The sequence below is a fragment of the Flavobacterium azizsancarii genome (genome assembly GCF_027980145.1).
GTDB classification, from domain to species: Bacteria; Bacteroidota; Bacteroidia; order Flavobacteriales; family Flavobacteriaceae; genus Flavobacterium; species Flavobacterium azizsancarii.
Genome location: NZ_JAMZNK010000004.1, coordinates 13236 through 36526, shown reverse-complemented (window position 1 = coordinate 36526; position 23291 = coordinate 13236). Strand labels below are relative to the sequence as shown.

General features: G+C 33.8%; 32 protein-coding genes. 20 read left to right on the top strand and 12 right to left on the bottom strand.

Translation table 11 applies throughout. The annotated features are described in order from the left end of the window. Positions 1-82: 82 nt before the first annotated feature. Complete coding sequence (locus NJT12_RS03515; RefSeq protein ID WP_271334547.1) at positions 83-1225, bottom strand: acyl-CoA dehydrogenase; 1143 nt, start codon at positions 1223-1225, stop codon at positions 83-85. Between the two features lie 486 nt (positions 1226-1711). On the opposite strand from NJT12_RS03515, the gene NJT12_RS03510 reads away from it, so the two are divergent. From NJT12_RS03510 to NJT12_RS03500, 3 genes are all read left to right on the top strand, one after another. Then, positions 1712-2287, top strand: coding sequence for a chalcone isomerase family protein (locus tag NJT12_RS03510; RefSeq protein ID WP_271334546.1), 576 nt, complete (start codon positions 1712-1714; stop codon positions 2285-2287). A 144-nt stretch (positions 2288-2431) separates the two neighbouring features. Next, positions 2432-3658: a Glu/Leu/Phe/Val dehydrogenase dimerization domain-containing protein gene (locus NJT12_RS03505; RefSeq protein WP_271334545.1), complete on the top strand. Its 1227-nt coding sequence runs from the start codon at positions 2432-2434 to the stop codon at positions 3656-3658. A 306-nt stretch (positions 3659-3964) separates the two neighbouring features. Then, entirely contained in the window at positions 3965-4867 is a 903-nt protein-coding gene (locus NJT12_RS03500; RefSeq protein ID WP_271334544.1) for an energy transducer TonB, read from the top strand. A 950-nt stretch (positions 4868-5817) separates the two neighbouring features. Here NJT12_RS03500 and NJT12_RS03495 read toward each other — a convergent pair. Further along, on the bottom strand, positions 5818-6639 hold the full coding sequence (locus NJT12_RS03495; protein ID WP_271334543.1) for an XRE family transcriptional regulator: 822 nt from the start codon (positions 6637-6639) through the stop codon (positions 5818-5820). Positions 6640-6695: 56 nt separating this feature from the next. Between NJT12_RS03495 and NJT12_RS03490 the strand changes: the two genes are divergently transcribed. The 13 genes from NJT12_RS03490 (at position 6696) to NJT12_RS03430 (ending at position 14188) form a co-directional block, all read left to right on the top strand. Further along, complete coding sequence (locus NJT12_RS03490; RefSeq protein ID WP_271334542.1) at positions 6696-6929, top strand: hypothetical protein; 234 nt, start codon at positions 6696-6698, stop codon at positions 6927-6929. Between the two features lie 257 nt (positions 6930-7186). Continuing rightward, entirely contained in the window at positions 7187-8887 is a 1701-nt protein-coding gene (locus tag NJT12_RS03485) for a hypothetical protein (protein WP_271334541.1), read from the top strand. 41 nt (positions 8888-8928) lie between these two features. Next, complete coding sequence (locus tag NJT12_RS03480; protein ID WP_271334540.1) at positions 8929-9774, top strand: AAA family ATPase; 846 nt, start codon at positions 8929-8931, stop codon at positions 9772-9774. Beyond that, positions 9774-10205: a hypothetical protein gene (locus tag NJT12_RS03475; RefSeq protein ID WP_271334539.1), complete on the top strand. Its 432-nt coding sequence runs from the start codon at positions 9774-9776 to the stop codon at positions 10203-10205. Before NJT12_RS03480 ends, NJT12_RS03475 begins: the two co-directional genes overlap by 1 nt. Further along, positions 10198-10836, top strand: coding sequence for a P-loop NTPase family protein (locus tag NJT12_RS03470; protein WP_271334538.1), 639 nt, complete (start codon positions 10198-10200; stop codon positions 10834-10836). The genes NJT12_RS03475 and NJT12_RS03470 overlap by 8 nt, the downstream gene beginning before the upstream one ends. Before the next feature lie 10 nt (positions 10837-10846). Continuing rightward, entirely contained in the window at positions 10847-11236 is a 390-nt protein-coding gene (locus NJT12_RS03465) for a hypothetical protein (RefSeq protein WP_271334537.1), read from the top strand. 2 nt (positions 11237-11238) lie between these two features. Then, a complete protein-coding gene (locus NJT12_RS03460) occupies positions 11239-11379 on the top strand; it encodes a hypothetical protein (protein WP_271334536.1) in 141 nt (46 codons plus the stop codon). Then, complete coding sequence (locus NJT12_RS03455) at positions 11376-11708, top strand: hypothetical protein (protein WP_271334535.1); 333 nt, start codon at positions 11376-11378, stop codon at positions 11706-11708. The genes NJT12_RS03460 and NJT12_RS03455 overlap by 4 nt, the downstream gene beginning before the upstream one ends. A 16-nt stretch (positions 11709-11724) precedes the next feature. Further along, a complete protein-coding gene (locus tag NJT12_RS03450; RefSeq protein ID WP_271334534.1) occupies positions 11725-12420 on the top strand; it encodes a DUF3164 family protein in 696 nt (231 codons plus the stop codon). Between the two features lie 129 nt (positions 12421-12549). Beyond that, positions 12550-12990, top strand: coding sequence for a hypothetical protein (locus tag NJT12_RS03445; RefSeq protein WP_271334533.1), 441 nt, complete (start codon positions 12550-12552; stop codon positions 12988-12990). 119 nt (positions 12991-13109) lie between these two features. After that, positions 13110-13442, top strand: coding sequence for a hypothetical protein (locus tag NJT12_RS03440; protein ID WP_271334532.1), 333 nt, complete (start codon positions 13110-13112; stop codon positions 13440-13442). After that, complete coding sequence (locus NJT12_RS03435; protein WP_271334531.1) at positions 13439-13750, top strand: DUF4406 domain-containing protein; 312 nt, start codon at positions 13439-13441, stop codon at positions 13748-13750. Before NJT12_RS03440 ends, NJT12_RS03435 begins: the two co-directional genes overlap by 4 nt. Positions 13751-13753: 3 nt before the next feature. Further along, positions 13754-14188 carry a hypothetical protein gene (locus tag NJT12_RS03430; RefSeq protein WP_271334530.1) on the top strand — a complete coding sequence of 145 codons (435 nt, stop codon included), beginning with the start codon at positions 13754-13756 and terminating at the stop codon, positions 14186-14188. A 60-nt stretch (positions 14189-14248) separates the two neighbouring features. Here NJT12_RS03430 and NJT12_RS03425 read toward each other — a convergent pair whose 3' ends face one another. Then, entirely contained in the window at positions 14249-14623 is a 375-nt protein-coding gene (locus NJT12_RS03425) for a hypothetical protein (protein WP_271334529.1), read from the bottom strand. 11 nt (positions 14624-14634) lie between these two features. Continuing rightward, a complete protein-coding gene (locus NJT12_RS03420; RefSeq protein WP_271334528.1) occupies positions 14635-15081 on the bottom strand; it encodes a hypothetical protein in 447 nt (148 codons plus the stop codon). A 280-nt stretch (positions 15082-15361) separates the two neighbouring features. On the opposite strand from NJT12_RS03420, the gene NJT12_RS03415 reads away from it, so the two are divergent. From NJT12_RS03415 to NJT12_RS03400, 4 genes are all read left to right on the top strand, one after another. Next, positions 15362-16147, top strand: coding sequence for a hypothetical protein (locus NJT12_RS03415; protein WP_271334527.1), 786 nt, complete (start codon positions 15362-15364; stop codon positions 16145-16147). Between the two features lie 32 nt (positions 16148-16179). Next, positions 16180-16509, top strand: a complete 330-nt coding sequence (locus tag NJT12_RS03410; RefSeq protein ID WP_271334526.1) for a hypothetical protein — start codon at positions 16180-16182, stop codon at positions 16507-16509. Between the two features lies 1 nt (position 16510). Further along, positions 16511-17080 carry a hypothetical protein gene (locus NJT12_RS03405; RefSeq protein WP_271334525.1) on the top strand — a complete coding sequence of 190 codons (570 nt, stop codon included), beginning with the start codon at positions 16511-16513 and terminating at the stop codon, positions 17078-17080. 68 nt (positions 17081-17148) lie between these two features. Continuing rightward, positions 17149-17379 (top strand): hypothetical protein, encoded by a 231-nt coding sequence (locus NJT12_RS03400; protein WP_271334524.1) that lies wholly within the window; start codon positions 17149-17151, stop codon positions 17377-17379. Here NJT12_RS03400 and NJT12_RS03395 read toward each other — a convergent pair. The 8 genes from NJT12_RS03395 to NJT12_RS03360 are packed head-to-tail and all read right to left on the bottom strand — an operon-like array spanning position 17376 to position 23157. After that, positions 17376-18176, bottom strand: a complete 801-nt coding sequence (locus tag NJT12_RS03395) for a phage head morphogenesis protein (RefSeq protein WP_271334523.1) — start codon at positions 18174-18176, stop codon at positions 17376-17378. The genes NJT12_RS03400 and NJT12_RS03395 overlap by 4 nt on opposite strands. 11 nt (positions 18177-18187) lie before the next feature. After that, positions 18188-19456, bottom strand: coding sequence for a phage portal protein family protein (locus NJT12_RS03390; RefSeq protein WP_271334522.1), 1269 nt, complete (start codon positions 19454-19456; stop codon positions 18188-18190). 1 nt (position 19457) lies between these two features. Next, positions 19458-19955: a phage morphogenesis protein gene (locus NJT12_RS03385; RefSeq protein WP_271334521.1), complete on the bottom strand. Its 498-nt coding sequence runs from the start codon at positions 19953-19955 to the stop codon at positions 19458-19460. Next, positions 19945-20376 (bottom strand): phage protein Gp36 family protein, encoded by a 432-nt coding sequence (locus NJT12_RS03380; RefSeq protein ID WP_271334520.1) that lies wholly within the window; start codon positions 20374-20376, stop codon positions 19945-19947. Before NJT12_RS03380 ends, NJT12_RS03385 begins: the two co-directional genes overlap by 11 nt. Beyond that, entirely contained in the window at positions 20376-20852 is a 477-nt protein-coding gene (locus tag NJT12_RS03375) for a hypothetical protein (protein ID WP_271334519.1), read from the bottom strand. Before NJT12_RS03375 ends, NJT12_RS03380 begins: the two co-directional genes overlap by 1 nt. Further along, positions 20849-22405 (bottom strand): hypothetical protein, encoded by a 1557-nt coding sequence (locus NJT12_RS03370; protein ID WP_271334518.1) that lies wholly within the window; start codon positions 22403-22405, stop codon positions 20849-20851. Before NJT12_RS03370 ends, NJT12_RS03375 begins: the two co-directional genes overlap by 4 nt. Next, positions 22398-22886, bottom strand: coding sequence for a terminase gpP N-terminus-related DNA-binding protein (locus tag NJT12_RS03365; protein ID WP_271334517.1), 489 nt, complete (start codon positions 22884-22886; stop codon positions 22398-22400). The genes NJT12_RS03370 and NJT12_RS03365 overlap by 8 nt, the downstream gene beginning before the upstream one ends. Further along, positions 22870-23157: an oxidase gene (locus NJT12_RS03360; protein WP_271334516.1), complete on the bottom strand. Its 288-nt coding sequence runs from the start codon at positions 23155-23157 to the stop codon at positions 22870-22872. The genes NJT12_RS03365 and NJT12_RS03360 overlap by 17 nt, the downstream gene beginning before the upstream one ends. Positions 23158-23291: the final 134 nt, after the last annotated feature.

Here is a 23291-nt window from a genome sequence, read left to right as displayed (position 1 = left end):
TAGCAATTTTAGCCTCTAAACAATAAACCCTTTCAAAGCTAAAGGCCTGAAAGGGTTTAAAAAATATATTTTGTAAGGAAATTTATCCTGCAATAACTGATCTGGAAATTACTATTTTCTGAATTTCAGAAGTTCCTTCGTAGATCTGAGTAATTTTTGCATCACGCATAAAACGTTCTACATGATATTCTTTTACATAACCATTTCCTCCATGAATCTGAACCGCTTCAATAGAGGTGTCCATTGCTACTTGTGAAGCAAACAATTTTGCCATTGCACCACTTACATCATAGTTTTTATGTTGGTCTTTATCCCAGGCCGCTTTCATACACAAATGACGCGCTGCTTCGATATTTACTGCCATATCAGCCAATTTAAAAGCAATCGCCTGATGGTTACAGATTTCAGTTCCAAAAGATTTACGCTCTTTTGAATATTTTAAAGCTAACTCATAAGCTCCGGAAGCAATTCCTAAAGCCTGAGATGCAATCCCGATACGTCCGCCTGCAAGTGTTTTCATTGCAAACTTGAATCCGAAACCATCTTCTCCAATTCTGTTTTCTTTAGGAACCTTTACATCACTAAACATTAAAGAGTGCGTATCAGAACCACGAATTCCCATTTTTTGCTCTTTTGGTCCAATAGCAAAACCCGGCATATCTTTGGTCATGATCAAAGCATTGATTCCTTTATGCTTTAATTCCGGATGCGTTTGAGCAATCACCAAATAAACTGACGCTGTATTTCCGTTGGTAATCCAGTTTTTTGTTCCGTTTACAATATAGTGATCTCCCATGTCTACCGCAGTAGTTTTTTGAGAAGTTGCATCACTACCTGCTTCCGGCTCACTTAAGCAAAATGCTCCGTGAATTTCACCGGAGGCTAAACCCGGTAAATATTTTTGTTTTTGTTCTTCAGTTCCAAATTCCTGTAAACCCCAACAAACTAATGAGTTGTTTACAGACATCACTACAGAAGCAGATGCATCTACTTTAGAAATTTCTTCCATAGCAATTACGTACGAAATCGCATCTAAACCACTACCTCCGTATTTAGGATCAACCATCATTCCCATGAAACCTAATTGTCCCATTTTTTTTACTTGCTCAGTCGGAAAAATTTGTTTTTCGTCACGTTCAATAACACCTGGTAACAATTCGTTTTGAGCAAAATCTCTCGCGGCTTGTTGAATCATTAAATGTTCTTCGGTAAGATTGAAATCCATAGTTATATTATTTAATTATTCCTCTAAACCAAATTTCAGAATATTCCTGTTTAGACGATGGTTGTTTTTGTTTTTTGAATTGTTTTTATTTCCTTGAAAAAGGCTCTCAAAGATAATTTTTAAATGTGAAATTAACAATGCATGCATATAATTTTAAGGGATCAGCAACAATTGCGATATCGTTTTCGTAATTATTATGAAATTTAGCAATAGTGACGATAAGTTTGCAATGTTTTCTGTAAAATTTAAGAATATAAATACAGGTAAAAGTGACTCAAAACTTAAAGTACAGCAGGTCTGTAGCCTAAAAAGAAGTAAATAAATCGCAAAACAGGTAAAACTACGTAAACCAACTCTTACTAAATTGATTGTTAATACAATACGTTCTAAAAAAACAAGGCACAGAGTAAAAAAACATGTTTAATTTGAAAGATAAATTGATAATTTACTATTATTTTTACCTAAAAATTACAAAATTAACAGAACATGAAAAAAATTACACTTTTACTCACTCTACTTTTAAGCTTGCAATTTTCTACTACTTTTGCCCAAACCCAATTGGATGTAAACGGAGTTACAGTTCCAAGAAAAATTGAATTTCAAAACAAAACTTTACAGCTTAACGGAGCCGGAGGAAGATCTAAAATGTGGCTTGAAGTTTATGTGCAGGCATTATATTTATCTCAATTAAGTCAGGATCCGGAATTTATTATTGATAGCGATACCGAAATGGCGATTAGAATTGAAATCACATCATCGATGGTTTCATCAAATAAATTAACCAAAGCAATGAATAGTGGTTTCGAAAAATCAGCAGGAAGCAATCTCCAGGAATTAAGACCCAGAATAGAAGAGTTTAAAACATTTTTGAGCGATCCTATTACAGAAAAAGATGTGTTTATTTTAGGATACAATCCACTTGATCAAACTATCAATGTTTATAAAAATGAAGTTTTAAAAGGAAAAATTCCCGGATTTGATTTCAAAAAAGCATTATTCGGAATCTGGCTTTCCAACAAACCGGTAGATGAAACTTTGAAAAAACATTTACTGGGGATATAAATTCTCAGTCTTAAAAAATATATTTAAAGCCGAAAACGCACTGTTTTCGGCTTTCTTTTTTTGTTTAATAAAAATTGAGCTGAAATACATTATTCGCATTATTCTATTTCATACTTTTACACAAACTAAACATATCTCATTAAAATGAAAGATTTATTACAGCAATTTGAAAATAAACCACCTGAAATTGTTTTTAACTGGAAAGATTCTGAGACAGAAGCTGAAGGTTGGACTGTTATTAATTCACTTCGTGGAGGAGCTGCAGGTGGAGGAACAAGAATGAGAAAAGGCTTGGATATGAATGAAGTTTTATCATTGGCCAAAACTATGGAAGTAAAATTTTCAGTTTCGGGACCTGCAATTGGAGGTGCAAAATCCGGAATTAATTTTGATCCGAATGATCCTCGTAAAAAAGGAGTTTTACAACGTTGGTACAAAGCGGTTTCGCCATTATTAAAAAGTTACTACGGAACTGGTGGGGATTTGAATGTTGATGAAATTCACGAAGTTATTCCAATGACAGAAGAATGTGGTGTATGGCATCCGCAGGAAGGTGTTTTCAACGGACACTTTAAACCAACTGAAGCAGACAAAATCAATAGAATTGGTCAGTTACGCCAAGGTGTTATCAAGGTAATCGAAAACCCTAAATTCTCTCCTGATGTAACCAGAAAATATACTGTTGCCGATATGATTACCGGTTATGGCGTTGCCGAAGCGGTTCGTCATTTTTATGCAACATACGGCGGTGACATCAAAGGTAAAAAAGCTATCGTACAAGGTTTTGGAAACGTAGGTTCTGCAGCTGCTTTTTACTTAGCCGAAATGGGTGCAAAAGTGATCGGGATTATCGATCGTGATGGTGGATTAATCAAGGAAGAAGGTTTTTCTTTTGAAGAAATTAAAACTTTATTCCTTAATAAGGACGGAAACAAATTAGTTGCCGATAACATGATTCCTTTTGAAGAAATCAACTCAAAAATATGGACTATTGGTGCTGAAATTTTCACACCTTGTGCGGCTTCAAGATTGGTACAACAAACTCAAATCGATAGTTTAATCGCAAACGGACTAGAAGTAATTTCTTGTGGTGCGAATGTTCCTTTTGCTGACAAGGAAATTTTCTTTGGTTCGATCATGGAAGAAGTAGATCATAAGGTAAGTTTGATTCCGGATTTTATTTCAAATTGCGGAATGGCAAGGGTTTTTGCTTATTTTATGGAGAAAAAAGTTCAAATGACCGATGAGGCTATTTTTAATGATACGTCAGAAACTATAAAAAATGCGATTGTAAAAGCTCACGCTTTAAATCCATCAAAAACAAATATCAGTGCAACAGCTTTTGAGATTGCATTGAAACAATTAGTATAATTTTCTTTATACTTTTATTCTAAAACGAGCTAAATTATTTGGCTCGTTTTTTTGTTTAACCGCAAAGGAAGCAAGGGTTTACGCAAGGTTCGCAAAGCTTTTTTTTAATCACGAAAAGCCGTGAAGTCGCAAAGAAAAACTTAAAAAAGGAAAACTTTACGACTTCGCGGCTTTGCGACAAATAAATTAGCGCCCCTTGCGTAAACTCTTTGCGGGCTTTGCGGTTAAATTACCTCTTTGTTTCTAAACAATTTTTACTACTTTTAAACGTTTTTATTAAATACTATTACAAAACTCAGAATCAAAATGACTTTTACAGATTCTTCAGATAAAAAGAAATCTTTATTAATATCTACAGCAATATATGCTGTCTTATTATTGCTTTTATTTTTTATCCGTTTTTGGCCTCCATATAATCCGGAAAACAATGCTGCACTTGCTTCTGGCGGTGGCGGTGGTGGCGTAACGGTAAACTTTGGAGACAGCGATTTAGGCTCTGGAGCAAACTATAAAAGCGAAGTTTTGAATGTGAAAAACGAAACTAAACAAGCTCCTGCAAAATCGACTCCGGACGAAGCTATTATAACTCAGGAAAATACAGCAGACGATAATAACGATGTTGTTATTCCGACGAAAGAAAAACCTAAAAAAGCAACACCTGTCGTAAAACCTGAGGCTAAACCTGTTCCTGAAAAGCCTAAAGTTTCGAACTCTACAAACGATGCTTTATCAAGCATCTTAAAAGGATCTAACAAAGGCGGTGATGGAGATGATAAGGCAGCAGGAAATAAAGGAAAAGCAGGCGGAAGTCTAAGCTCGAACGGATATTATGGCACCGGAGGTTCCGGTGGCGGAACTGGTGGCGGAAACGGAACCGGAAATGGCATTGGCACAGGAAGCGGATACGGAGCCGGAAGCGGCGGAGGTTCTGGCGGCGGATCAGGATACTCTCTAGGAACACGAAAAGCATTATCTAAACCTGCACCAAAATATACTTGTGAAGAAGCCGGAAAAGTAGTTGTTGAAGTTACAGTAGATCAAAACGGAAAAACAATCAGCGCAACCCCTGGAATAAAAGGAACGACAAACACTGCAAGATGTTTGCTGGATCAGGCAAAAATTGCGGCCATGAATACCAAATGGGACGCTGATGCTGATGCACCTGCTAAACAAGTTGGTAAGATTATTTATAATTTTAGCCTGGATTAAAAACACAAATTTACTGATTCACACTAATTGTGATAATCATAAAAAAAGGCTTTCTGATGATTTTCAGAAAGCCTTTTTTTTTATGTTTTATTCGTGTAGTTTGTCATTTAAACCGCAGGGAGAAATCGCACTCATCGACAAAGATTGACCTTTTCTTTGCGGAGTTTCTTGTGTGATTTCTCCCTCCGGTCGAAATGACATACTCTATGGCTACTTTTTCTTTAATCCCTTCTCTTTACTCTTTATTCTATACTCTTTATTCTATACTCTTTATTCTATACTCTTTCTTCTATACTCTTTCCTCTATACTCTTTCCTCTATACTCTTTATTCTATACTCTTTATTCTATACTCTTTATTCTATACTCTTTATTCTATACTCTTTCTTTTTGCGTGAGGGATAGGAGGAATCCGCCGCGGCGGACCGGATAGCCCGACTATAAGGGGTATAACCAAAAGTATTAATATATTAAATATAAAAACCCCTGAAATCTCCTTTAAAATCAACACTTAAGCTACAAAACCCCGTAAAAGCAACTTAAAACAAAAAGTATATTAATAGCCTATTATCTACCTGTTAATTGCCATTATTAAACAGTTTAAACGGATTAAGTACGGCATTATCTCAATATTACTTATAAAAACCCTGAAGCCCCTTAAAAACAGCAATTTAATACTCTTTAATAACCGTTTAAAACATCGTTTAAACGGTTTTTTTATACCTAGCGTTGTTAAATATAAACTCTTTCGAAAAAGATACATATTATAACTTGCGGTTAGCTTTGGGGTTAGTGTTGCAGTTAGAAAAATAGATAATATAATATCCTTTACATAATCGTAAATACACAAAAAAAAGCCTTAATAGATAAAATTATATCTATCAAGGCAGGGATAATACTATTGCTACAGGGGTTAAAATAAAATTATCAGGCTGTTTATGAGTATCTTAACTTAAAAAGAGCGCTTAATGACATGAAATATCTGCATGATGTTATTCAATGGATAGTCAAAAGGTACTGACTCGGGATTTCGTGATGATAAAGTGATTTCTCCATTCTCTTTTAAATCGGTTATATCTTTATGCCAAATTCCTTCTTTTGAGATAATCACGAAGCCATATTTTGTTTTATGAAACCCATTAGTCCATAAATGCTTGCCAACTTCTCGTCCTAGCATTTCTGCTCCTGAGGGTGTATCATATCCACCACCGTTCCACATGCTTTCACCTATGGATTCAAAACCTACATAATTACCACGACCTATGTGATCAACCTTAAAAACCATACTTGAAAATTCTTCTTTTAATGCAATTTCATCATTGTAACACTCTACATAAGAAGCATGTGCACTAAATGGGATTTTAATAACTTCAATTCTTATTGTGCCATCAGGGTATACGAAATATTTATTTCCGTTAGAGTTTTTAAGAATTTCCGGATCCTGACTATCATCGAAAAGCTTTGCTTCTATCAGGATTTCATCAACTAAACTATTAGAATTCAGCTTTACAACTGTGTCTATATCATTATCTTTTTTGATTGTGGTTTCCTTTTGCATACTACCACTTCCCGATAATAACCACTCCATATTAATCTCGGGATATTTAGATAAAAGACTATCTAAAAAATCAGAATTTACCGAACTTAATTTTTGCTTTCCCTTGAAACTACCTATAGTCATGCCGAGATCTTCAATAAACTTATCTTTTACAAGTCCTTTGAATTCAGCGTATTGCATAATCCTTTCTTTGATGCAGGATATATTTTTATCCATAATTTGTTTTTAGGATATTATTTTATCTATCTTTGTCACGACAACAAGACAAAACTATGGAGAAAAATAACAATGTCCTAACAAACGGACTAAAATGTAAAAAAGAAATCGACAGTCTAGAACAAAGATTACAGTATGGAGATTACACAACTCTCGGAGCTGCACTTAGTTGCTCTCCGGACGCTGCTAAAAAAAGATTTGTTCGAGGGAATGTCGAAGCATTTAATGCTCTGGATAGAATTATCACCAATAGAGAAGAATTAGTAAAAGATCTTCAAAATAATATTTAATTCTCAATACTATGTTTGAGTATCAGCAAAACACACTATGCGTAGCCAGTACTTGGCTTTATGGCACCGGAATAATGTCCGAAGCTAATTATAAGTATTTATGCTCTAACGGTAAAATTAAAAAAGTAACGATTGGTGGTAACGGTCGCAAAGCACTTGTCGCTTATGAATCTATCCCTGACCGCTTCAAGAAAATAATTCGCGAAAAAGGTATTGATCCTTACGCCAGCGTCAAAAACATTGTCTTTGGCGACTATATGGAATGGGATCATAAAGCGGAGCAATACTTCCGGGATTATCTTTTAGAAAACGGCACTCATTTGCCGGAAGAAAAACAAAAAGAGTATACACATCAGTCTGTAATGTTCAATGCAGTAAAGCATATTGCTACCAACGTTGTCGTACAAAAGCGTTTTGGCGGAAAGAAGCAAATGTGGGACAGGATGCTCGAAGCGATTGGCAATCTTCCGGAAACATGGATGCACACACGTTACAAAAATGTGGTTTCATTCAAACGTGCCATTCAAAAATACGAAGATGAAGGTTATAGCTCAGTTGTTTCAGGTAAGTGGATGAACAGCAATCCGTCTAAAATTGTAGATGATGTAGCAGATTTTATAATGGCTCAATATTGCCTTCCTGTAAAATACACAATTTCAGAAGTTTTGAAAATTTATGAATCTGTACGTGAAGCAAAAGGATGGAAAAGCTTAACAGAGCGATCAATTGGCGCATGGCTTGACAAGACTGAACAGAAACGAATTTGGAAGTTAGCTCGTGATGGACGTGATGAATATATGAAACACTTTGGTCATACGGTGACAAGAAAGCGCTCAGAATGGTTTCCTAATGCTTGGTGGGCTATTGATGGTACTAAATTGGATTTGGTACACTTTTCAAACAATAAACAAAAAATGGCTGCCGAACTTAAAATTAACGTCGTTTTTGATGTTTACAGCGAAAAAATCATTGGTTGGGATATTGCTTACTCTGAAAACCACGCATCACATTTTAGAGCCGTTAAAATGGCTGTTAATGAATCAGGCTGTCGTCCATTTCTATTTACTTATGATAAACAATCTGGTCACACTTCAAACCGCATGCAGGATTTATACGATAAGCTTCCGGCAAAAGGCGGAACACATTACAGCCATAAAGTAGGAAGAAAGTCAAGTCCGGCAGAGCAGATATTTAATCGACTACAACAGCAAGTGATTTCTAAAATGTGGTTCTCAGATAAGCAAAGTATTAAGGTTAGAAGCGTAAATAACAAGCCTAATACCGACTTTATTGTTGAGTATAAAACTGCCCTGCCTACTGTTGATGAATTTAATAAAATATTCACAGCCTTAGTAAATAAATGGAACGCTGGAAAACAGGAAGATTGGGAGTTTAGCAGGATAGAAATGTATAACCAAGAAACTGAACATCGCGAAGAAATTGACATCATGGATCAACTTTCTATGTTTTGGTTAGATGAAACCAAGGTTAAAAAATACTACGCTCATGGTATGCCACTCACAGTTGAAGGAAAGGACTATATCTACGAAGTATATGACGAAACCAATAATGTGGACTTAAATTTTAGAAGAAAATATGTTGGAGAAAGTCTAATAGTACGATATGATCCTGAGCGATTAGATGAATTTGTCGGACTCTACGAATTAACACCATCAGGAGAAAAGAGATTTGTTGCCTACGCACAATCTAAACGAATGCACGAATCTATTCCGGTATTAATGAAAGATAACTCAAAAGCTTTATTACTTCAGGACATTGCTGTTCGAGATGCTGAATTAAAGCGAGATCAGGAAGCCTACGAACGATTGATACAACGAACCGGTATTAGCAGAGAAAGCCTAATTGAAGAACAGGAACTCATGGTCAAGTTTCAAGGAAATCTACCTAAAGAAGAACAGATGGCAGCTGATTCAGGAGGTTTTTATTCTCGATTTTAAACGCTTTAAATATTATTTAAACCCTTATTAAACCTATAAAAATGACACATCAAGACAAAATTCAAGCTGTAGAAGCACTAGAAAGATTTATTATACAAAAAGGTTCTCAAAACCAAGTTGCCGCTGGAATGGCTGGAGTATCAGCTGCAACACTATCACAAATGCGAAATCATAAATGGGATCAAATTGGCGACGATATGTGGCGTAGAGTTGCTAAATATGTTGGCGTTACTGCAAATGGCTGGAGTTATGCAGAAACTCGAAATTCCAAAGATTTGCTACAGTTTTTTAATGATAGTCAACAATTCTCTTTGGTACTGGCTATTACTGGGAAAGCCGGATCAGGTAAATCAGAAACGGCAAAAAAATACGAAGTAGACAACAAAAATGCTTTCTTATTGTCTTGTAATGAATATTGGGATAAACGTTGGTTTTTACGTGAATTGCTGGCAAAAATGGGTAAAGATCACGCTGGCTTAACATTACCGGAAATGATGCACAAAGCAGTTCTACTTCTAAAATCTTTAGAATCACCGATTATCATTTTAGACGAAGCCGACAAACTTGCTGATAATGTGCTTTTATTTTTCATCACTCTTTTCAACGAACTTGAAAATCATTGTGGTATTGTTCTTATGGCAACCCACTTCCTTGAAAAAAGAATTAAACGAGGTGTAGCAATGGAAAAGAAAGGCTACAGAGAAATTTACAGTCGTGTAGGACTTCGATTCATTGAACTTGAAAGTACCAGTTATAGTGATGTTGAAAATATATGCATAGCAAATGGTGTGGAAGACAAAGCCATAATCAGAACAATATCAAAAGAATGTGATGGCGATGTTAGACGTGTACGAAGATTGATTTTCTCACATAAAAGAGCGTCATAATGGATTTTCGTTATCACCCACTAATCGAAGGACTTCGAGTAAATGAAAATGGCTCTGAAATTTACTTTAACGATGTTTTACTAAAGCCCTTTGAAAACGACAAAACACGTAAAAACCCAACGCTAAAAGTAAATTTTATTAATAAGGCTCATTCAGTCGCAAAGCTAATTTGTGAAGCTTGGAACGGTTTAAGAGAACATTCTGACCAAAGAGTTAGTAAGATCAATGACTTATCTGATTATCACTATTCAAATTTAGAATGGAAAGAAGGATCTTCAAACGGTGTTGGAGTATTCAGACAAAAGATAAAACTTGAAGATATCGACAACATTATAAAATTACTAAAAAGTAATAAATCAAATAACGAAATCGCCCACATGTATGGTGTACACAATGCGACAATAAACAGAATTAAAAAAAAATATGTCTAAGAAGATTAATAGAGCTTACTCTGTATCAAACGTTCTTTCAAAAAAATTTAATCCACTTAGTTTTTCAGGTGATTGGGAAACAACACTAGGAACTCCTGACAAAGCTTTTTCAGCCATTATTTTCGGTGGCTCTGGTCAAGGTAAAACTGAGGCTGCAATTCAATTCGCTAAGTATCTGACCAATTTCGGGAAAGTGGCTTACGATTCTTTAGAACAGGGGCTTTCTGCTACAATTCAAAGTGCCCTAATAAGAAACCACATGGAAAATCTTGGCAATTCTTTTATTCTATTGGATCGCGAACCATTTGACGATTTGATTATTCGAATGAGCAAACCAAAATCACCGGATTTTCTTTTTATCGATTCTGTGCAATACACAAGAATCAATCGAACCCAGTATTATCAATTAAAAGAATTGATGCTTAAAAAAGGAAAAGGAATTATTTGGATTTCACAAGCAAAAGGAAAAGAGCCTAAAGGTGCACTAGCTGATGACATACGTTATGACGTTGATTTGAAATTATGGGTAGAGGGATTTAAATTATTCCCTGACGGAAGATTAAACGGTGGTGGCGAACCATTCGTCATATTTCCGAAAAGAGCAGCAAATTATTGGAAAGAAATTATTTAAAAATCATATGATGAAAACAACAATCAAAAAAGAAGCAACCGAAGATTATCTAATGAGTCAATTAGAAATCTGCAAAACAAAAGAAGATTTAATACTTGCTTTTTGGTTTTACTGGGTCGAAAGCGTAGTGACCAATTCGATAGATTTTCAGAAGGTCTTGTCAAATTCCTCAGTCAACAAGTGGTTTCTGGTTGAGTTGCGAAAAGAAGAAATAGAATTCAAAAATCTAATTGCAAAAAGCCCACGAATAAAAGGAAGAGAAAAAGACTGGATCTATTGTAAATGTATCAGCAAATTAATGTGTCGATTTCCTAAAGCATTATTAGAATCAGTAAAAAAGAAAGAGCAAAAAAGACCACACTTAAAAGTATTAATAATGCCAATCGAAAAACAAAACTAACCATGACTCAACAACAATTAAGAAATAAAAAAGCCGAGCTGGAGCAATGGCTAATTGACAATCCAAATCATACAAATCAAATAGAAATTCAAAGCGATTTAAGAAATGTAATTGATCAACTTTTAGAAAAAACAAAGAAATGATAAACTCAAACATAACCGAACAAGAAGCCCAAAATCGTTTAGAATTTTTAGATGTAATAAACTCTTTTTTGTTTGAAGATATTCCGGTGCTTATTAAAGATGAAACCAAATATCGAAAACGTGACATACTAACAGATGGCGAAAAAATTTGCTTATCTCAGGAAAGAGCTGCAATACGAGACTTTATCTCTTATAAAAATGGAGAGATTGACAAAAAGCAAGTACGACAATACAAGGTTTCAGAAAAAATAGAAGGAAAAATAAATGCCTGTGTAATAATTATAAAACAAACTAATTGGCTTACAACCTATAAAAATCAATATAACTAATCAAAAATATAAAAATATGAATACACAGACCACAAAGATAGCCCCTGATTTATTAAAATTTACTCCGGCAGAACTGAGAGCGGCATTAGCAAAAAAAGAGGCTGAAAAAGAAGAAGATCGTTTGGCGTATAAAGAACTAGTAGAACAAACAGTGCCAAAAGCAATTAGCGAATTATCATTAGCCTCAGAAATACTTTCAAAAGCAAAAACGCAAGCTTTTCAATATTTTGAAGATGTTTTAAAACTAAAATCTGACGTTTATGGCATCAAAGAAAAGCAAATGACACATACGTTTTCTTGTGAGCATGGAGAAATCACAATCGGCTACAGAGTAAATGATGGTTGGGACGATACTGTGAATGCCGGAATAAATAAAGTTGAGAAGTTTATTGCATCGCTGGCGAGAGACAAAGCAACGGCTGCATTAGTAAGCATGGTCTTTAATCTATTAAAAAAGGATTCAAAAGGTAATTTAAAAGGAAGTCGCGTATTAGAACTTCAAAAACTAACAAAGGACTTCAACGATGAAGAATTTACAGATGGTGTTGACATCATTTCGAAAGCATATAAACCTAAAAAATCAGTTTGGTTTTGCGAAGCGTCTATAACCAACGATGACAGTACTAAAACACCAGTTCCTCTTTCATTAAGTGCTGTTGATTTTGCAGCAGGATACAAATTCAATTTCTACAATGAGCCATCCGGATTATAGTTGTAGCGTTTTATTAGCTATTCTGCTGATAATAACAAATAAGAGATCAATAGCCACTTATACTGAGTGGCTAATATTCAGAATTAGAACATTACTCAAGCAGTCTCAAAACAGTAATAAAAGCTCATTATGAAAGAATTTGCAATACCGTCAAATACAATGGCAACCGGAGATCAAAAAAGAATGATCGCCATCAATACACCTACTAAAGACATCAAAGAAGAATGGGTACAATGGGCTACGGCAGACGTGAAAAAAACGTCTACAAATGATTTGACATTCGACCAGGCGAATATGATTTTGAAACAACTTGGTCAAAAAGAACACATAAAAAATCTATGGTCAACGTTTGATAAAAATAATGCTCAACACATGTCAATTTTAGCCATTATGCGAACTGCACAATGGGTAAAAAAAGTTAACAGTAAAGAGGTTGCCGACTTGGACATCTTAGATCATTTTTTGAAAACGAAATCTCCCGTAAAAAAGCCATTAAAGAAAATGACACCAACAGAAGTAAGCAAAGTAATACATGCACTAAATGAATCAATAAAATGGATATTCCAGTAGAATGCTTTGATCATATACCAATCTTACGAGTTTTAGAAAGTGTTGGAACTTGTGAAACAACTGCCCTTTTCTGTACAGAATGTAACAAACAATTATCAGAATCAAAAACCGAATGCTAGATGAAAATAGATATAAAATTACCACAGCAAACATTTGTCATTATTGCCACGACATTACAACCGGTCTATAATTCGACACCACATACCCGAAAAGAAAAATCGACACTGTCAATAGCTTTAGATGTTGTCACTAAAATAGAGTCTAAAACGGGATCAATCAATAAACAATCTACTTTGTTTGATCAGAAAAAGACAATGAAAATATCGTTCAAACATCATGAGGCTGACATATTGGAACTCTTATTAATTGATCAAATGAAATACGTCGAAGACGATTATATAAAAATGCAAATTCAAAAAACAATTAATCTTTTAAATCAAAAGTTAGTGTGATAAATCAGACAATATATATAGCAGGCAAAGTAACCGGAGAGTTGCCAGAACCAACAGCTGAAAAATTTAAAAATATGCAAATCGAGCTTGAAGAAAAAGGCTTTGATGTTGTAAATCCAATTGAAGTAGTAGACAACTCAAATGAGAATTGGTACACAGCTATAGGAATATGTTTAGATGCCTTAGAATCATGTGATGCAATTTTTATGCTCCCATGCTACCTAGATAGTAAAGGATCAAAAATACACCTTAAAAAGGCTAAAGAAATGGGAATACAAGTGTATTACAAATTAGAAGAAATAATATAAAAAATGAGTCTCGTTAGAACATACACTGTAAAAATGCAATCAGGCGATATATGGCAGTTTAAATACAATTTAAACGGTGTTTTAATCTTCTTTAATGTTTTAGAAGGAGATTTAAAACCAAAACAGGAAAAATTTCTTTATCTCGATGGTAAATTCCCGTGGAAGGAAGAGCATATTAAGTCTTGGTCTAAATTGTTTAAAACGACAACTGTGGAAGTTGGAGAACCCGATCTTTCATTTACGGCATTTTGGAAAATATACCCATACAATCCTTTATCAAAGAAAAAACTTTCATTGACTAGATTTAGCAAATTGACAGAAGCACAAAAAATAAGGATCTTTCTAAAAACGCCTGAATTTATAAAAGAGAAAAATAAACAAAACTCAGCTTTTCCATATGCCGAAGTTTACATTAATCAGGGTTGGTGGGATCAATAAAAAACTCTAGGTAAAAATAAAGCGGCTCAAAAAGAGCCGCTAACAAGATAAAAAAATATTTTATAACTCTGATATTATAGAATCGAAAATATCATCAATTCCATAAACCTTATTAAACACTATTTCATATAAATCTTTAAAAGTTTCATAAGCTTCAGTTGTTGAATATTGTCTCGTAGTATATGTTGCCATACGAACAGGACTTCCAAACATTTTTAGATCTATGATTTGTTCTAGTGTTTGAACTTTATTTTCATTACCGTCCTGTGGGTAAAAATTAACAATATAAGTATCGATGTACTCTTCAGCAATTTTATCAACAGACCATTTATGTTTTCCATCATATAGAAAAAAGATTTCATCTCCATTCGCAATTATATTGCTAATCTTTTCCTGATGAGAAATTATTGAATTAATGACTAAAACTATTTTCATATTCCTATATATTAAGTAATTGTATCTGTAAAGTTTGATAGATCTAAATTTCGCACACTTTCTTTCAGCTCGCTTACTAAACTTCTTTTTTGTGGCTCCAGTAAAACTACCGGATTACGGATACGAGTAAAATTATTGATTTTTTTGAGTTGGACAGCTAATTTATCCTTTAAATATTCATTTCCTAAAATATGACCTTCAATTTCATGCAAGACATTAATGATCTCTTCATTTTGTTCAGGAATTGTCGTTTTGTAATCGTTTAGCTTTTCGATCTTATGTCTTAAGTCAGCTAAAGTCATTTGAATGGAATAAGATAAAATGAAGTTGAATGCCGTTTTGATCTTGTCTTTATTTGAAATAAATATATAAATAGCTAAACCTGCTGTAATGATGGTCATTACATTAGCAATTAAATTTACGACAAGATCAAAAATTTTCAAAAGTGGTTCATCCATGATACAAACATAGCAAATAATCTTAAACAGTAAACTTTAAAATTATTAATAACTATTACGGAAATCCGTAAAAAATATAAAAAGCAACGTAATACCTTTGAAAAAATGATAGATCAATATCAAAAAATAATTGACAAACATTATGCTGAAATGCTTTTAAAACATCAAGAAATTGACCGTAAGTACAGCAGAATAATACGTAATTTGATTTTAACACTGTTAATAATTTTAGCAGTAATTACTTATTTTTATTATGTTTGCTTGACCTAAGACTAAACCAATGATGACAATAGCAGATTTAATAAAAAGCGTAATAGATTCTTCAAAGGAACGAATAAAAACACCAATCGTTGGGGCTTTTATTTGTTCCTTTATTGTTTACAATTGGAGACCCATTTTGATATTGATGTTCTCTAATGCATCTATTGAAGATAAAATTATTGTAATTAATAATGAATATTGTAATAAAAGTGCCTTTTGGTCACCCGTAATAATAGCCCTGATTTATACTGTTTTCATTCCGTTTATTATGATTGTTATTGATGCAATACTTGTCTACGCTAAAAAACAAAGAATCGCAAATATTTACGTTGATAAAAGAAATACTCTTCAAGAAAAAATTGACATGGCATCAAAAGTTCTAGAGCTAAAAAATGCTGAATCAGGTAATAAAGAAAAACAAGAATTATTAGATCAAATTGAATCTTTACAGATTAGCAACCAAGAAATGACTATTACTAATCAAAACACAGTTGTACAATTAAATCAAAAACTCAAGGAAGCTAATGAGATGAACAAAGCATATCAAGACCTCAACAAGATTGATGGATCTTTAACATCTAGATTAGAAAGACTTGAGAGTGGAATACTTTCTGAGGAAGAAAAAAGAATATTACTTTCTTTCCAAATAGATGAAAAAGACAGGATAATTATCAGATCAAAGGATTACCCTAATTCACTTATAAATGATTTAATAGCAGTGGGTGTCTTAGATCAGAATAGCAACTCACTAAAAATCACATCTAAAGGATTAAAGTACCTTAAAAACTTACAAAGCTCAATATAACCGAATTATCTTAAACCAATAAAATAAAATTTATGAAAATTGATATTGTTACCACAAACGCAAAAGTATTAAATGATAAAATCTTTAAAGCTGTAGGGAAGGAATTAGAAACTTGGGAAGCTAGAAATGTAGCACACACAGGTAAAAGGTTTATAACCCCAATTGCCCAGCAATATGCTGATGTCGTTATTTTACATTTTGAAGTTAATGATAATAATGATAGATTACGAGTTACACCACATTATTGGGAAGGAAAAGACGAACCAACTGATGCACTATTTGCAATTGTTATGGGAATGTTTACAGCAGCTATTTTAACTCACTTCAGTGATGATTTTTCAAAACTTGAAACAACAACTTAAAATGAAAATAATAATATTCAGTTGCCTATTAATAGTATCATTTGTTAATGCTCAAGAAGTATCACCATATTATCCAGCGAAGAATGTTGTCAATGATCCATACGATTTCACAAGTCAAATCACATATTTTGACATGAACTATATCACTAACAACATTAGTGAGTTCCTTACTTATAGAATGAATATGACTGTTACCAAAACGGATAATAGTAAATTACTCCATGATGGTGGTTCTTATACCATTATTTATGGCGATAAAATAGCTCAATCAGGAAATGCAAACCTTGTTTTCAATTATACTATTGGCATTGTCGATAATGTTTATACGATAAAATCTTTGAAAATTACAGGATCAAAAGAAAGATTGATTTCGTTTTTTGTCGAATTTTGGCAAACAAGCAAAAACTTTACCAGTCCTTCTGGTAACTCAGACATTTCACTATTGACAGGTCAGGACGTAGCAAAATTTTATTTCAATAAAGGAAAACCATATATAACGGTCACAAATAACACCTATAAATCGTTAGATGAATTCAAGGTTTACTTTCAAAATCTTAAATCAAAATCATAAAAGAAGCCACTGTAAAAAGTGGCTTCTTTTATGTGAAAATTATAATTAACTTATTTATCTTTGCCATTATGACACGCAAAGAACGACTTACCGAAAGAAACAACCAAGTAAGAAAACTTTTCTACGATCTACAGGCAAAAAATCCGAAATGGCGTATTGATGCGATCATTGAAGAAGTTGGCAATAAATCCTTTTTAGCAAACAGAACTGTTGAAGCAATAGTGAAATACGAAGGGATTTACAATGATAATTCTAAACCTGCAGAATCTACACAACCAACATTATTTCAGTTTCTTTAAGAAATATCTTCAATTAACTTAGAAGCCATTTTTTCGGCATCTTTGATTTCGTTACTATTTAAAACCTCTTTATAGACTATTTCGCCAAATATCTTTTGGCTTAAAGCGGCATTGTTTTTAAATCTGGCTTTAGCTTCAAAATCCGGTATAACATCACTAGGATCTTCATCTGTTTGCTCGACATCGCATCGACAGCCCCAGTCAATTGGCGTCATATGATCTTTCCAAAACGGGTGATTAATTGGTAAAATTAAGCCATCTAAGACACGATGCTTTTCACGGGTTCTGGAATCATGTATTGCGTTATACTTTAAGTTTGGATATAAATCTGAATCAGCTACAAAACTCTTCCATTTTTCGACATTATTTGCTGTTGCAACGGTGTGATGATATTCAGTTTTTAAATATCTTTCGTTGTATTCGATATTTAATTCTAAAGCTTTCTTTTTGAATTTTGACCACGGAACGACTTCATTATTTTCGGTCAAAAAGGATTCTAATAGTTTTCTGAAGCTGGATTCTTTAAAAGCAGAAAATAATGCTATATCATTTTTTAAAGCAAGTGCAAGATCTTCATCATAAAAAACAGAACTGGAGTTATATCCCACATTTAAACCTTCACTTAAATGATCAAAATAGTGTTTTAACAATTGGTTTATAGCTCCTTTACTTCCTCCTCCAGACACACTATTAAATATTTCGCGAATATAACTTTCGATAAGCCTACTAAAAATACCATCATTCTTTAATTCTACTGCTTTGTGATCAGAATCACAACATTTTGAACGATAGTGCAATTTTAGCAGGCTTAAGCCTTTCCCGAATTTAACGTCTCTTTCGTAAAGTTTTCTGAAGGCATTCTCTCAATTTCGACACCATAAATTTTTTCAATATAGCTTTGCTTAAGTACATATCCATTTGACATTAGTTGTCCATCAATGTCAATTTGATCTTTTGCTACGATCGTTTTTTCGATGATAATTTTTGCATTGTCAGGAATTTTATAACCTAACTTCCGCATTGCCGGAACAACTCTTTTATTTAAGAATGACAACATTTTTTTTCTATCTGAACTTATAACTTCTCCAAGTGTATTTTCATGAACCTCTCCTTGCGACCTACTAGAACCATTTTCAGTTGTCATTGTTTGGTGCAAGATCAACTTAGAAAGTTCTTTATCTAAAGCCTGTATTTTCATGTAAAAGACATTAAACGAATCAGTCTTGGAATTTTCTTTAATTTCAACTTCAGTACCAATTGGGAAAACTCCGTAAGGTGCACTACCCATTTCTTCAAGCCAACCAGCTACTTCATTTTTTACAGTTTCACTTTGGGAGGCTATCTTAGCAATTCTAATCGGTACACCAAATAATTCCTCGAACTCATCCCAACTTCCCCAGCTATGGCGTTTTAAGATTGTGTATACTGCTGCTTTTTCAAGTATTCCAATATTGCTGTAGAAATTAGCATATAATAAAACGTCGTCAACTTCTGAAATATCCAAACCGGAATTACCATTGATATCACTTAAAAGTATCTTTTGTCCAGGAATAATTAAACCGCGATCAATCGTTTCAACTTCATTAATTTGCCCCTTTAAAAAGTCTTTAATCCAAATAAAAGTTTCTCCTCGATATGTAGACATATGAGCCTGTTCTAATACAACATCAAACCATTCTTGATCTTTGATGTACTCTGTTAATTTATCGTCTTTTATTCCGTTAATAGCAAAGGCAAAGTCTTTATTTGTTGTTCTTAAGGTTCTATCCTCTGTAACCGCAGTTAAGTGCCCATCCAGCATTATATCATCATATACTTCCTGCATTTGATAAAATCTCGGGATTTCTGCTTGATAAAATGCATAACGTGCCGCTTGCCAATCATTAATTTCTTTTCGCCATAAGCGACGTTGACGTCTAATAACGTCAACCATTAAATTGGTGATTTTATTTATATTTTCAGAATCATTACTTGATAAACTTACCTTTTTGCCTAATGCATTTCCTGAAAAGTTTACCCTGCTATTTATTACAGCCTTTTTCGCTGTCTGTTGTATTTTATTAAAAATTGACTTCATATTATCTTAAGAGTTTGTCTAATTCATTTTTTATTTTTAGACTTATTTGATTATCTAAATATCTTGACTTTCCCATAAATTGACGTTTAGGCATTCCATCGAGACCTTCGTTATGACGAGCAGCATATTTTTTACTGGTTTGAAAGTGTACTTGGTTACTTGCTTTTATGACATTGTATTTAAAAGAGTTTATTAGTTTATCTCCTCCGGTGTCATGTCCAACTAAAATTGCTCTATCAGCATTTCTCATTCCAAACTTGGTTGCACTTCCGGCACTACCACGCCTATTGGTTGTGTATCTCGTTAAATCCCTACCGTCTTTGTTGGTGGTTTTTCTTTTTTGCCACTTCGTGACGCCTGTATCGTTAAAGCCTTGATCACGAAAGTTTTTCTTTATAAACTTGATGCCTTCAACGCCAATTATTCTTAAAGCTTTATCAGGTATTTCCTTTGCCGCTTTATTCAATAAAATTTGCAATTCTTCTAAACTACCAGCCATTAGGATAATTTTTACGGCTACCAAGTTTTAAGAAGGTTGCTGGCTTATCTGGTACTCCATCTCCATCAGTATCCTCATTTCTAATTGGAAGCTTTGGTTTTATTTTTCCGCTGGCAACCTTTTCGAGCCAAAGCAGCGCTTCATCAGCACGAACTTTCGCAGCTTCATTCACGTCTTTTGTTCGACGGATATATATATCATGAATAACCAATCCCTTTAAATGCTTTAGTAACGTTTTACTTCTTTCTTCGCCTGTAGCCTTAAAGATTAGCTCAGTATCATAATATTGGTATAAGTAGTTTGCCATCAAATCAATATTTTCGTCAATAATTTCAACGACTATAGAATCATCATTGTTGATAATTGTATTAATGATCTGATCAACACCTACGGTTTTTAATTCGGTTTTTTCTAAAAACATTATTTAGTTATTTTGAGTTTTTTAAAGATATATTTTGGATTTACAGACCTATAAATTGAGGTTTCAAATGATAATTTATAACTCATGATTTCGTCCCCCTCTTCTACAGGTTCTTCATTAATAAGATTCAATGGTTTAAATTGATCCCCTTGAAACTCCTGAAGTATCTCGACAATTTTGTCAATAATATCAATTTCAATTAGTCCATGTTCAGGATCTGCGGTATTGTTATATTGATCCATCCATCCGTCTTTACAATAAAAAGTAACATCAAGAGTACATTTCCCTTCTTGCTTCTGTTCGACCATCATTGCCCATGTAATTGACTTTATTTCAATTAAAGCAGCAGTGAAATAACTCGGGTAATTTTCTTTTCCATTAGCGAATTGTTTTCGCTGTAAATCGATCAATTCTAGCTCAGGCAGTTTTGCCAATGCTTCTTTTACTTTTATGAATAATTCTTTACGTGGTGTCATACTCGTCTTGTAGTTTTTCTTTTGCCTATTAGTGGTTTTGTAGTGTTTTCCTCTTTTTGAGAATAGCCAAAAAGTAATCTCCCTTTTCTTACGCATTGTTCGAGTACATCAAGTATATCATCCGGAGTTTTACAACCTTTTTCAAAAGCGGTAATATGTTCGACAGCTTTTTCCATGTCAAGGGTGTCTTTTAACCGCTCATCAAATGTGATTAAACCTCTCATAAATGTGCTCGTTAATGTAGCATCAATCCGATCATGTTTATCTCCTGAAGCGTGATCCGGAATTGGAATATCACAGGCATTGTTTTCTTCACATGCAATAAGCCAATCAGTTTCATAAACAATTTCCTGTGCAGCAGTTGCGTCGTAATAAGATATAATAGACATTCCTTTAGCATTGTATTTTTGTTGCCACTCATAATGCATATTCATGGCTGTAGGTCGGTCTATTTGTTGATTAAATATTTCTAAAACATGGGCTCTACCTTTTTCTAAAGACACAACTCCGCCTGCCTTAAAGTCGCCACCATCTTTATATGACAAATCCCAAAATTCAATGAGACCGTTAAAAATTTGATTGCCATGAGTTTTTTTATATCGAATCCATTCTGCTTTAATTCGTTTTCCTTCTTCAACAGGGTTGTTAAAATCTTCTCTTTGACTTGTGTGGTAATCGGTGTCGTTTACAATGTCTTTACAGTCCTGTACCGTGTATCTTTCTCCCCAACTTGGTTTAAAATTGGTATCACAAAGATTTACCGTACTAATCTTAAAGTTTGGCGATTTCTTGTTCTTTTCTGCGTATCCATCGACTATTCCGTTTTTAACAATATAATTGTTTGCCATGACCTGACGAAAACGACCTTTTTGACCTGCCTTCCCTAAATCACCAGTTAATTTTTGAACGTTTTCTTTCGTTATCTCAACGTTTTTGGCTTGCTTTCTATCTTCCAAATCGTCCATAGAAGCAAAGTCCGGTCGACTTGCATTGTTACGTAATCCCCTAAAAGGTTGATTCAAACCTAAAGCCTTAAACATTTTTTTATCATTGGTTTCAAATTGTCCATCTGCCCAAGAGCCATATTGCATTTGCATACCAAAATCTTTAATGTACCGTTCATTACTTTCTAGGTGCATCTGAACATCAGAAAGCAACAACTTTCCTGCATCAAGTGTACGTCCTATGATTAATCCAAAATTAACTTCATTGTTTTCTTTAAGATGTGTAAGGTTTCCAACATTGGTATGAATAGATTTTGCAGCTCCACGAAACCAACGACGTTGTTGCTTGATTAAAGGGTTTCTAAACAGTTCTAAATAGCTTGATAGATGAAATTTGGCAGATGGTGCATCTGCCAAAGCTAAACCGGAGTTAACACCGTAGTAATATTCAAAAAACTCTAGATAGTTTTCAGGCTTTAAAAGGTGTTTAATTCTTGCTTCTTGCTCAGCACTCGTTTCTTTAAATAGAGAATGAGCAGAAAGTAACTGAATTCTTTTCGACTCTCTATTGTACTTTTCTAATGCCTCTTTTAGTTCTGTCTTAGTCATTGCTTACAAGTTCGTTTACGTACTTATCAAAAAACACTCTGATAGCTTGCAATAATTCTAGGATTTCATCTCGCTTTTTACCTGTATTTGTTCCTGCCAAAACAATCATAAACTGACTAAAACCGTCAAAGCTCTCCATTGTATGAACTGCTTTTTTTCGATCGTCATCCATTCGATCCCACGCAGCAGATATTTTTGCTAAATCATCCGCTTTATGAGCTGGCTTTTTACCATCACGGATATCTAGCACGTATTGTAAAATCAGTTTTTTGATTTCGCTTGGACGAATACTATTTAATTCTTTCTCATTATCCCAGTCATGTAATTCACGCCAGTTGGATAGTGTTTTTACGCCCACTCCAAGTATTTCAGAAATGTTTGTCAAAGAAAAACCTTTGACAAACAGGTCTTTTGCTTGACTTTTTTTGTAATCACTTTCGGCAGCGGTCATTCTACCCTTAGTTTTATTTGTAGTAGCCATCAATGTTTAGGTTTCCGTTTTCCTCAAACTTTATATTATTAATTTTCATTCCGTCATACTCAAGATTCTTTTTAGCATCAATCAAAAAAGGCATAAAATCATCTTCATTCAACATATTGTTGATGCCAACGCCTAATTCAGGAAACTCTTTAAAATCTCCTTTGTTTGCCAATAAAATATGCTCCTGATGTTGGTTGTCAGAATAACCAATCATGATATCCCCATTTTGAATATCTAAATCGCCTGTTTTGTTTAAAATTAGATCTGTCATAGAGCAAATTTCGATATATAATAAGGCTATAAAAATTCACTCTCCAATGGCTGTAAAGTTTTGATACAATGGTTGTTTTGATTTTGTACAACCATTGATTCGCTATTTTGTTTTACTTCAAAAACGCTCCAATT

Excerpts from the sequence above, each read along its gene's own strand:
- NJT12_RS03515 (WP_271334547.1), bottom strand. The coding sequence starts at position 1,225 with ATGGATTTCAATCTTACCGAAGAACATTTAATGATTCAACAAGCCGCG.
- NJT12_RS03510 (WP_271334546.1), top strand. The coding sequence starts at position 1,712 with ATGAAAAAAATTACACTTTTACTCACTCTACTTTTAAGCTTGCAATTT.
- NJT12_RS03505 (WP_271334545.1), top strand. The coding sequence starts at position 2,432 with ATGAAAGATTTATTACAGCAATTTGAAAATAAACCACCTGAAATTGTT.
- NJT12_RS03500 (WP_271334544.1), top strand. The coding sequence starts at position 3,965 with ATGACTTTTACAGATTCTTCAGATAAAAAGAAATCTTTATTAATATCT.
- NJT12_RS03495 (WP_271334543.1), bottom strand. The coding sequence starts at position 6,639 with ATGGATAAAAATATATCCTGCATCAAAGAAAGGATTATGCAATACGCT.
- NJT12_RS03490 (WP_271334542.1), top strand. The coding sequence starts at position 6,696 with ATGGAGAAAAATAACAATGTCCTAACAAACGGACTAAAATGTAAAAAA.
- NJT12_RS03485 (WP_271334541.1), top strand. The coding sequence starts at position 7,187 with ATGGAATGGGATCATAAAGCGGAGCAATACTTCCGGGATTATCTTTTA.
- NJT12_RS03480 (WP_271334540.1), top strand. The coding sequence starts at position 8,929 with ATGACACATCAAGACAAAATTCAAGCTGTAGAAGCACTAGAAAGATTT.
- NJT12_RS03475 (WP_271334539.1), top strand. The coding sequence starts at position 9,774 with ATGGATTTTCGTTATCACCCACTAATCGAAGGACTTCGAGTAAATGAA.
- NJT12_RS03470 (WP_271334538.1), top strand. The coding sequence starts at position 10,198 with ATGTCTAAGAAGATTAATAGAGCTTACTCTGTATCAAACGTTCTTTCA.
- NJT12_RS03465 (WP_271334537.1), top strand. The coding sequence starts at position 10,847 with ATGAAAACAACAATCAAAAAAGAAGCAACCGAAGATTATCTAATGAGT.
- NJT12_RS03460 (WP_271334536.1), top strand. The coding sequence starts at position 11,239 with ATGACTCAACAACAATTAAGAAATAAAAAAGCCGAGCTGGAGCAATGG.
- NJT12_RS03455 (WP_271334535.1), top strand. The coding sequence starts at position 11,376 with ATGATAAACTCAAACATAACCGAACAAGAAGCCCAAAATCGTTTAGAA.
- NJT12_RS03450 (WP_271334534.1), top strand. The coding sequence starts at position 11,725 with ATGAATACACAGACCACAAAGATAGCCCCTGATTTATTAAAATTTACT.
- NJT12_RS03445 (WP_271334533.1), top strand. The coding sequence starts at position 12,550 with ATGAAAGAATTTGCAATACCGTCAAATACAATGGCAACCGGAGATCAA.
- NJT12_RS03440 (WP_271334532.1), top strand. The coding sequence starts at position 13,110 with ATGAAAATAGATATAAAATTACCACAGCAAACATTTGTCATTATTGCC.
- NJT12_RS03430 (WP_271334530.1), top strand. The coding sequence starts at position 13,754 with ATGAGTCTCGTTAGAACATACACTGTAAAAATGCAATCAGGCGATATA.
- NJT12_RS03425 (WP_271334529.1), bottom strand. The coding sequence starts at position 14,623 with ATGAAAATAGTTTTAGTCATTAATTCAATAATTTCTCATCAGGAAAAG.
- NJT12_RS03420 (WP_271334528.1), bottom strand. The coding sequence starts at position 15,081 with ATGGATGAACCACTTTTGAAAATTTTTGATCTTGTCGTAAATTTAATT.
- NJT12_RS03415 (WP_271334527.1), top strand. The coding sequence starts at position 15,362 with ATGATGACAATAGCAGATTTAATAAAAAGCGTAATAGATTCTTCAAAG.
- NJT12_RS03410 (WP_271334526.1), top strand. The coding sequence starts at position 16,180 with ATGAAAATTGATATTGTTACCACAAACGCAAAAGTATTAAATGATAAA.
- NJT12_RS03405 (WP_271334525.1), top strand. The coding sequence starts at position 16,511 with ATGAAAATAATAATATTCAGTTGCCTATTAATAGTATCATTTGTTAAT.
- NJT12_RS03400 (WP_271334524.1), top strand. The coding sequence starts at position 17,149 with ATGACACGCAAAGAACGACTTACCGAAAGAAACAACCAAGTAAGAAAA.
- NJT12_RS03390 (WP_271334522.1), bottom strand. The coding sequence starts at position 19,456 with ATGAAGTCAATTTTTAATAAAATACAACAGACAGCGAAAAAGGCTGTA.
- NJT12_RS03385 (WP_271334521.1), bottom strand. The coding sequence starts at position 19,955 with ATGGCTGGTAGTTTAGAAGAATTGCAAATTTTATTGAATAAAGCGGCA.
- NJT12_RS03380 (WP_271334520.1), bottom strand. The coding sequence starts at position 20,376 with ATGTTTTTAGAAAAAACCGAATTAAAAACCGTAGGTGTTGATCAGATC.
- NJT12_RS03375 (WP_271334519.1), bottom strand. The coding sequence starts at position 20,852 with ATGACACCACGTAAAGAATTATTCATAAAAGTAAAAGAAGCATTGGCA.
- NJT12_RS03370 (WP_271334518.1), bottom strand. The coding sequence starts at position 22,405 with ATGACTAAGACAGAACTAAAAGAGGCATTAGAAAAGTACAATAGAGAG.
- NJT12_RS03365 (WP_271334517.1), bottom strand. The coding sequence starts at position 22,886 with ATGGCTACTACAAATAAAACTAAGGGTAGAATGACCGCTGCCGAAAGT.
- NJT12_RS03360 (WP_271334516.1), bottom strand. The coding sequence starts at position 23,157 with ATGACAGATCTAATTTTAAACAAAACAGGCGATTTAGATATTCAAAAT.